At 41.7% G+C, this 9,693-nt stretch carries 6 protein-coding genes; 3 read left to right on the plus strand and 3 right to left on the minus strand.

The features are described from left to right. The first annotated feature begins 195 nt into the window (after nucleotides 1–195). The 3 genes from RMY63_RS16795 (at nucleotide 196) to RMY63_RS16805 (ending at nucleotide 5,727) form a co-directional block, all read left to right on the plus strand. Complete coding sequence (locus tag RMY63_RS16795) at nucleotides 196–1,581, plus strand: NB-ARC domain-containing protein (RefSeq protein WP_322729787.1); 1,386 nt, start codon at nucleotides 196–198, stop codon at nucleotides 1,579–1,581. Beyond that, nucleotides 1,554–3,815: a pentapeptide repeat-containing protein gene (locus tag RMY63_RS16800; protein WP_322729788.1), complete on the plus strand. Its 2,262-nt coding sequence runs from the start codon at nucleotides 1,554–1,556 to the stop codon at nucleotides 3,813–3,815. The genes RMY63_RS16795 and RMY63_RS16800 overlap by 28 nt, the downstream gene beginning before the upstream one ends. Nucleotides 3,816–4,038: 223 nt before the next feature. Then, on the plus strand, nucleotides 4,039–5,727 hold the full coding sequence (locus RMY63_RS16805) for a radical SAM protein (RefSeq protein ID WP_322729789.1): 1,689 nt from the start codon (nucleotides 4,039–4,041) through the stop codon (nucleotides 5,725–5,727). A 60-nt stretch (nucleotides 5,728–5,787) separates the two neighbouring features. Here RMY63_RS16805 and RMY63_RS16810 read toward each other — a convergent pair whose 3' ends face one another. From RMY63_RS16810 to RMY63_RS16820, 3 genes are all read right to left on the minus strand, one after another. Then, nucleotides 5,788–6,312 carry a DUF2085 domain-containing protein gene (locus RMY63_RS16810; protein WP_322729790.1) on the minus strand — a complete coding sequence of 175 codons (525 nt, stop codon included), beginning with the start codon at nucleotides 6,310–6,312 and terminating at the stop codon, nucleotides 5,788–5,790. A 33-nt stretch (nucleotides 6,313–6,345) separates the two neighbouring features. Then, complete coding sequence (locus tag RMY63_RS16815; RefSeq protein ID WP_322729791.1) at nucleotides 6,346–8,457, minus strand: TIGR00300 family protein; 2,112 nt, start codon at nucleotides 8,455–8,457, stop codon at nucleotides 6,346–6,348. A 565-nt stretch (nucleotides 8,458–9,022) separates the two neighbouring features. Further along, nucleotides 9,023–9,693, minus strand: a 671-nt coding sequence (locus RMY63_RS16820; RefSeq protein WP_322729792.1) for an S-layer homology domain-containing protein, incomplete at its 5' end; no start/stop codon positions are given.

Consider the following 9,693-nt stretch of genomic DNA (forward strand, 5'->3'; position numbering starts at 1 on the left):
AGACTACATTTTTATTTTTTGGGATAAAAATATAGCAAGACACTGAGGAAAAATTGTGTAGTTACTGTAAAATCTAGCAAAATGCTAAATAAAGCTCTTTTCTAAACTTGAGAGTCATGCTATAAAAAAATATTCTCACATACTGATAACTCAAATATATTGTGTGGAGCTGAGATTGTGTGGAGCTTAGATGAGATGAACAGCGCAGCTGATATGCCTTTGGTTCCTGATGATTTCATTACAGGAGTCGCCAATAGTCGTGGTGTGACGAAAGCAGAGCTAGATGCCTTATTGTTAGCATTAAAAAATTGTTCTGGTGCGGAAATTGCCAAGAAACTGGAGATTTCTCAAGCGGCGGTGAGAAAAAGATTAGGAGAAAGCTACCGCAAATTAGGTATAGAAGGGAGCGGTAATAAAAAAATTTATAACCTGAAACAGAAGCTATATGCTCAGTACCAAGGTACTTATGAAAACGTGATTTCTGCAAAAGAAGACTGGGGTGAAGCAGTTGATGTAGACGGTTTTCGGGGTCGAGATGCAGAAATTCAAGATTTAGAGGAATGGATAGTCGGTAATGATTCACTGCGGTGTCGGTTAGTAGCAGTGTTGGGAATGGGTGGAATTGGTAAGACTGTAATCGCGGCTAAAGTTGCCAAAAAAGTCCAGCCAGAGTTTGATTATCTGATTTGGCGATCGCTCCGCAATACCCCATCATTAGATGACATTCTCACCCAACTTTTACGTTTTTTACCTAATGATTCAGAAGATTACTTAACAGGTAGTGAAAATGACAAAATACTGTCACTAATTGATACTTTAAGAAAATATCGATGCCTAGTGATTTTAGATAATGTCGAATCAGTGCTACGCAGTGGCGAAGGCAAAACTGAAGAATGGGCTGGTGAATATGAACCTGGATATGAAAACTATGGCTACTTTTTTAAAAAGGTGGCAGAAGCATCACATGATAGTTGTTTATTACTAACTAGTCGGGAAAAACCAAAAGAAGTAGCTGCCTTAGAAGGTAAAAATCTGCCAGTCAAAGTTTTACAATTATCGAGTCTGAATTTAGCAGAAGCTAGGGAAATTTTGCAGGATAAAGGATGCGATTGTACTGATGAACAATTGCAAGAACTAGTCACAAGATATTCTGGCAATCCTTTAGCCTTAAAGATAGTTGCTACTACAGTTTATGGCTTATTTAGCAATAACATTACAGAATTTTTAAAAGAAATTCAAGAAGCAAACGCTGTCTACGGAGATATTCGCACGCTTTTAGATACGCAATTTAACCGCTTGTCAGAATTGGAAAAACAAGTGATGTATCGGCTAGCGCTTCATCGGGAATATGTTTCTCTGACACAACTGAAAAATGATTTCAAAACTACAGACGCCGAGTCCAAAATACTGGAAGTTATTGAGTCATTGTTACGGCGATCGCTAATTGAAAAAGAACCAACCGCCAGCAGATTCCGCCAGCAATCTGTGGTGATGGAATATATCAGTAAACGCCACATCGAACAGTTTGCTGATGAATTGAGCGAAAAAAAAAATTGGACTTTGTTAACGCCCACCCTTTAATCCAGGTGCGATCGCTTGATTATATCCGACATACACAAGAACGGCTGATACTAGAACCCGTTAAGCAAAAGCTAATCAAAGCTTTTGGTACAACAACACAACTAGAATCTTATTTACGGCGAATGCTTGGGACTTTACAGCAAGAGTCGCCCCTAAATCAAGGTTATGCAGCTGGTAACTTAATCAATCTACTGCGACAACTCCAGATAGATAAATCCCAGCACGATTTTGAGATTAATTTAAGCGGGCGTGATTTTTCTGGTCTGACTATTTGGCAAGCTTATCTCAAAGGTGTCAACTTACAAGACACCAGCTTTGCCAATACTGATTTAACTGGTTCCGTATTCACAGAAACCATGTCTAGTATCGTTTCTGTGAGATTCAGTCCTGATGGCAAATTGTTTGCTACAGGTTTAATGACCGGAGAAATTAGGCTATGGCGCACTTCTGATACTAAACAACTTCGCATTTATACAGGCCATAGTGGCTGGGTTTGGGCTTTTGCATTTAGCCCAGATAGTAAACTCCTCGCCAGTGGTAGTGCTGACTACACAATTAAAATCTGGGATGTGCAAACAGGTGAATGTCTACACACACTCAAAGAACATACCAATAAAGTTTACTCAGTAACTTTCAGTCCAGATGGTGCTTTTTTAGCTAGTGGCAGTGAAGACCAAACTATTAAAATCTGGGATGTTGCTACAGGAATTTGCCAACAAACACTTCTTGGTCATGATAATTGGGTGTGGTCAGTTACCTTCAGACCGCCTACAACTACTAACAATACTCCTTTAATTGCCAGTGGCAGTGCCGACAACAAAATTAAGCTGTGGGATATCAACACAGGTAGATGCTTGAAAACGCTGAATGGTCATAGCAGTGATGTTCTTTCTGTAGCCTTCAGTCCCGATGGGCGAATACTAGCCAGTGGTAGTAGAGACCTCACCCTGAGACTGTGGGACGCAAACACAGGTAAATGCGAGGAAATATTGCCGGGACATAGTAAAAAAATTTACTCTGTACGATTTAGTCCCGATGGGCAAACCCTAGCCAGTGGTAGTGAAGACAGAACTATTAAACTCTGGGATATCCAACGGGGTGAATGTTTGAAAACCTTACAAGGTCATTATAGCCAGGTATGGGCGATCGCTTTTAGTCCAGATGGTCGCACTCTGATCAGTTGCAGCGACGACCAAACAGCTAGGCTGTGGGATGTAAATACAGGTAATTGCCTGAATGTGTTGCAAGGATATACCCGTGATGTATATTCAGTAAAATTTAGTCCCAATAGTCAAATCCTGGCCAGTGGAAGGGATGACTACACCATCAGTCTGTGGAATTTACAAACAGGAGAATGCCACATTCTGAGAGAACATCAAGGACGGATTCGTTCTGTAGCCTTTCATCCCAACGGGCAAATACTTGCTAGTGGTAGTGCTGACAATACTATCAAACTTTGGGACATCACAGATATTCGCCATAGCAAATGCATTCAAACCCTCACAGGACACAGTAACTGGGTGTGGACAGTTGCTTTTAGTCCTGATGGGCAAACCCTAGTAAGTAGTAGCGAAGACCGCAGCATTCGCATTTGGGACATTTCTAACGGTGAGTGCCTGAAAAAAATTAAAGGACATAGCCATTGGGTGTGGACAGTGGCGTTTCACCCTGATGGTCATACTCTGGCAAGTGGTAGCGCTGACAGTCAAATTAAGCTTTGGGATGTCGCCACCGGAGAATGTATCCAAACTTTCACAGACCATCAAGACATGATTTGGTCAGTAGCATTTAGTCCAGATGGGCAACTTTTAGCCAGTGGCAGCGAAGACCAAACTGTGAAGTTATGGAATCTTAGCACGGGCGAATGTATTCAAACTTTAACAGGGCACGATCAACAAGTCTACTCAGTGGCATTTAGTCCCAATGGGCAAATTTTAACTAGTGCTGGTGCTGATACTACGGTCATTCTCTGGCAAATTAGTACAGGTGAGTGTGTAGAAACCCTGAAATTGGGACATACAGCAGCAATTCGTTCTCTAGCTTTTACTCCCGATGGCAAGTTATTGGCTAGTGGCGGCGAAGATGAAAAGATTCAGCTTTGGAATATACAAAATTGTAGTCGATGGCGATCGCTTAAACCTGATCGCTTGTATGAACGCATGAATATTAGCGGTACTACAGGCTTGACCGATGCTGAAAAAGCTTCTTTAAAAATGTTGGGTGCTGTTGAATAAACTCTGAGCTTTCAGGTAGTAGGTTTCTCAAAAGTGAATAAATTGATGATGAGATTGTGTGTCTAAAATCCTTCTGAGGATATATGAATACAAGTACATCGTTCTGTTTTCTATTCATTTATTGAGATGAATTTATTGAGCCTTTTCTATTGTAAAAAAAGATATAACTCTCAATAAATAGGGCATCACACTATCCAAAAACAGTAATTTTAGGTATGTAATAGTGTTAATATCTCAAACTAAAAGTCAACAAACATTCGCTCATATTAATTCAATCAAAATAGTATTGATTGGTGAATTTATCAAACACAGAAGTTTTAATGGTGCAAACAAAGCCTTGCCCGTGTTAGCTTCTAGTTTAGTTAATGCTGGATTTAGTCAAGTTGTACAACTAGATTTAGAACGTCTTGATTTAAATATTAATGATGTTTTCAATGAAATTATAAATACTGATTTGATTATATTTGCTGGTTGTCTGACAACTCAATGGCCAGAAATTGACGAGCATAGTAGAAAAATTTTTACAGAACTTCAGAAACATGGCAGGGAAACCGTGCCAATTTTAGTTGGTGGTTATGCAACTAAAAGTGTTGAAGATATTGCCTGCATTACACCTTGGATTACAGCATTTTGTAATGGTGAGGGGGAAGAATCAATTGTAGAAATTGCTCATGCCGTTGCCAGAGGCACTTTCTATGAAGAGATGAAATATTTGCCAGGATTGTGTTTCTTGAATCAAGACGGTAAATTTTACCGCGTCACTTCTGATGATACTAGAAATGTGATATTTCATCGTGCCATTGCACCAAGAGTCAATAATTTTGATGATATTGACCAAAATTTTGGTTTTATTCATATACCACAAGTACATGATATGAATATTTTTAAATCTTCAGATGGAAGACAATTGAAAACAGCCCAACTCTTTACTCAGCGCGGATGTCCTTGGGCATGTTATTTCTGTAATAAAAGTAGCGAAAGTAATAATGTTGTGAGATTAAGTGAAGCCTCTTTTCGCAGGCAATTAAAGCAATTAAAGCAGCGTGGTTATGAAGCAGTTTATCTAGATGTTGATACTTTTACAGTTCACGATAAAGCTGCAAAACGGGAAGCAGAGATTCTCAAAGAAGAAGGATTTGTTTGGGGTTCAAATACTAGAATTGATAAAATTAACTATGAACAGATGCGTTATCTAGTAGAACATAACTGTGTGTATATGTTTTTTGGGGTTGAGCATACGTTACCAGAAGTGTCATTAGCCAGCCACAAATTTAATGGCTCTGTTGGCAGTCAAATTAAGCAAGCATTTGATTATCCAGCCAAGATTGCTAGAGTTTTTCAAGATATGAATAAAGCGGGATTACCTAGTAGTTATTTTTTGATTTTGGGATTACCAAAAGCTCAACTAAACGACGACAAAACTGATATTATCGGTTATGAGCCGACAACTTTTGCAGACGATATCCAGGCAATTCACTTTGGCATCGAAAAGTGCAACCCAGATTTTTTAAATTTCAATGTTCTACGATTTATGCCTGGGAGTATAGCTGCTGATACGGTTGGTGATTGCAGCTATTCCTCTGTACGTCCGTCAGAAAAACGGCCAATTACTGCTGGATACTTCTTACCACGAGCCGTCAAGCATTATGACTACCCCCAATCCCAAGAACACGGTGTTTACCGACTGTGTGAATCAGTTAGCAAATATCAACCTATTACAACTGCTATGAATCCCCAACGGGTTTACGATACTATCTGCTACACTATGCAGTTGATTAATACTAAGATTGATAGAGATGATAAAGCTACAAAGTTGTTTATTGATAGAGACTTACTTGCTTTAGGTTTAGTTAGTCAAGATGAACGGGGAAAATATGCGATCGCACCCCTAGAAGATTTTGCCAATATTTAAGCAGTTGGGCAAAATTAAATTCATTGGTGGAGGGAAGTTTTACAAGTTGTTCGAGCAAATTTACAATTGGGTCAAGCTAGTTTTAGCATCCTGCCACCCATGCAAGATTGGCATAGTAAACAATCCCCACGCCAAACCCGTAATCAACCCAAAAGGCGTAACCAGATAGTTATTAAAACTCCACAAACCGAAAACCTGTGCTGCCAATTCCAAAGGATAAGCCATCATCAGCACACTAGCTAAAGCCACACCACTCCAGCCATACTGGTTTAACCAGTAAAAACCTTTACCACCAGTTACCCCATACAAAAGACGAGTAACTAGCAAACCCGTGACAGTACCATAGCAGCGCATACACACAGCCATAATAAACGGTGGTGCTAAATCTAACCCCATATCTGGTTGCGGACATACGTGATTACCCATAAAATAAATGATGTCCGCAATTCCAGGAAGCAAAGACACTCCAGACGCAGCCAAAAAGGGAGCGATAGGCGGGCCAAAAACCATCCCTACCAACAAGAAATCAGCTATAAAACTGACCCAATTAACCTGCAACTCTTCAGTGAAAGCTACTCTTGTCATCTCCCTTTCTCTGCGCCTCTGCGGTTTATTTTCTTAACCTACCTTATTAACATAAGGACTTGTCAACTTATCCAACTGCTGAATCAACAGACTGAGGAACAAACCTACATCTGTCACCACACCCACCGATTCTACAGAACCGCGATCGCTTAACTTTGTCACCACAGCTGGATTAATATCGACACATACCATTTTCACACCAGCCGGGGTCATATTACCTACCCCAATTGAGTGCAGCATTGATGACAGCATCAAAATCATCTCTGCACCTTCTAGGTGTTTGGCATATTGCTCCTGTGCTTGAATCAAATCCATTTGGGTATCAGGTAAAGGCCCATCATCTCGAATTGAACCCGCAAGCACAAAAGGTATATTATTGTGGACACATTCATACATCACGCCACTTTTAATTGCTCCCGCCTCTACAGCTTTGGGAATGCTGCCATAACGGCGGATACTATTAATTACCTTCAGATGATGGCGATGTCCTCCATGCACGGCGACACCCCGCTTCATGTCTACACCCAAAGAAGTGCCCATGATATTTTGCTCGATATCGTGAACTGCGATCGCATTCCCACCCAGCAACGCCTGTACATATCCTTCCCGAACCAGTTGCGCCAGGTGTTCGCCGCCACCAGTGTGAATTACCACAGGGCCAGCCGTGACAACTACTTTACCACCAGCATCACGGATTTTACGCAATTCCCAAGCCACTTGTTCAACGACTAATTCCACGCGCCGTTCGCTGGAAACTCCTGCCGACATAAAGCTGAATTCTTGGGTGCTGCGGAGTTCCCGCGATTCAGTTTTGCGGATGGTGCGGATACCTAAAACGTCTACAATTACCTGTTCACCAACTTTTAAATCACGTAGTATTTTACACCGAGCAACTAAACTTGTGGGAGTTTGAGTAATGGCGATCGCGCCATCCATCCGTTGATTTTCCACCTTCACCCACTGACCATTAATTCGCACTTCAGTGGGATAAATGGTACTAACGTAGAAATCATCAGGCGCAACCCCATCTTGAATTACTGGCTCTAGTTTGGCGTCTCGCTCATCTTGGGGTAAATCTACAGCACCCAAATCAATCAATCGGGAGATGATTTCTTCCATCACCTCATGGGATGGTGCTGATACCCTCACCTCTGCGGCTGAGGTACTTTGCCGTTGTTCTCCCAAGTTGAAATTTAGGACTTTGAAACTTCCGCCAGCATCTATAATCAAATCCAAAGCGCGGTTAATTAAGCCAGCATCTAGCAAATGTCCTTCCATGCGAATGACGCGGCTTTCTACCGAGACATTGGCATGAATTTCATCCCTAACTGGTTCTGTCACCCGCAAAGTTAAGCATTTAGCTGCACCACCAGCTTTAAGAAATTCCGTAAGTGGTGTTTCCAGCACTTGGAAACCTGCATCCACAAGGCGGGTTTTCAAAGCATCACTCGTCTTGTTCATGATGACGATGCTATCCACATTCACCGCATTACAAGCAAAGTTGACTGCATCAGCCTCTTCAATTGCAATTCGCTTTTCTGGTGCGACTCGCATTTCAATTAAGCGGTTGGAGTAAGAATCAAAAGCGCCGGGATAGTATAGCAAATAGCCATTTGCTAGGGGACAAAAACAGGTATCTAGGTGATAGAAACGTTCATCGATTAATCGCAGGGATAACACCTCAACATCCAGCCATTTAGCTAGATAAGGGTGAGAATCTAATTCCGAGCGGAAACCGTATCCCGCCCATAACCAGCGTCCTTCCCGATCCAGCAGTGCGTCTCCTGCTCCCTCAAAGGGCAAATCTTTGGGAAGTTCATTGACTGTATAACCATTTGCCTCAAACCATTGCTTAAAGAAAGGCTCCTCTCCCTGACGTTCTTTGTGCAAAAAGCGACTGAGGACAACATTATCGCCCAGAACTAAGCCAGCGTTGGCGGTAAAAACCAAATCAGGCCAGCCTTTTTCCGGTGGTACTAAATCTACAATGGCGTGTTGTTTGAGGATTTGATGTAGTCCCTGCCACTGTTCCACGGCGCGATCGCGCGATGATTTGTGAATATTCCCTTCCATCCAAGGATTAATCACATAGTCCACGTCGTAGTGGTCAGGAGGGCACATTAAAAAGCGAATCCGGGAAGTCATAAAAATCTTACAAGCGTTTTATATGCTACAAGCTTACTTTGAATACAGATTTTTGTTCTTCTACAGGTAAAATCTGCTACTAAAGCTTCTATCTTTTGATAGTTGAAGACTTTACAAAGGCTTCATTATCAATTCTATGGTAATAATACCAATTCAAAATTAAGAAAGCCTGATTTACAGCAGTTTTCATGTATTTGAACCACACCTATCGTAGGGGCGCAATGCCTTGCGCCCCTACCCCGTGGTCTATTTACCTGAAAATAGCTGTAATTTAGGTTTTCAAGAAAGTGGGGTAAGTAAAAACACCAGTTTATACTATGCTAATAACAAGCAACTAACCATCATATCGGCAGGTATAGTCAAGCGAACGCTCATTTTCCCAGCGTTCGCTTTTAACTTTTCACCAACACTGGTGGCTTATTGGTAGCAAAAGCCCCCGCAAGTCTTAGTGCAGCAGTGGGGTTTGGGCAAAAAACTCTTCAAACGCAAAGGAAGAGAAGGAAGAAATGCTTAACTCAACTGTATTGTCATATAAATAATTTGCTCCTCCTGCCCCCTGCCTCCCTCAAGCAGTCACTATATAAGACGAATTGATCGCTGCTACACGACCAGCATCTACCAAAGCTTGATACACTATCGCCGCTACCTCAGCGCGTGTAGCATCGCGGGTAGGATTGAGTTGTTTCAGGTTTGGGTAATTGACGATAATTTCCTTGTCTATAGCTTTTGCTACCTCATCCTTGGCATATTCAGGAATCTTAGCTTGGTCATCGAAAACTTTGATAGTTGCCGTACCATCACTTGATAACCCCAGTCCATTTACCAGAGAGACAATCACTTGCACGCGCTGGATATTTTTGTTGGGACTAAAAGTATTGTCGGGAAAACCAGAGAGAAATAAACCCTGATATGCCTGCTGAATTACCTTGGATGCCCAGAAATCTGCTGGTACATCTTTAAATTTGATTGCTGCACGGCTTGGTGGTGGGTTAAAAGCTTTTACTAGTATTGCCGCGTATTGTGCCCGTGTCATTGTCGCATCGGGTTTAAATGTGCGATCGGGAAAACCATTAACTATCCCCAATTTGACTAATTCCCGAATAAACCCACCTGCCCAATGATTCGCAATATCGGTTAATTCAATACTTGGTGTTGGCGTTGGAGTTGGAATTGGCGTTGGCGTTGGCGTTGGAGTTGGAATTGGCGTTGGCGTTGGCGTTGGAGTTGGAATTGGCG

Origin of the sequence: Nostoc sp. ChiQUE01b, from assembly GCF_034531255.1 — a bacterium.
Lineage (GTDB): Bacteria > Cyanobacteriota > Cyanobacteriia > Cyanobacteriales > Nostocaceae > Nostoc.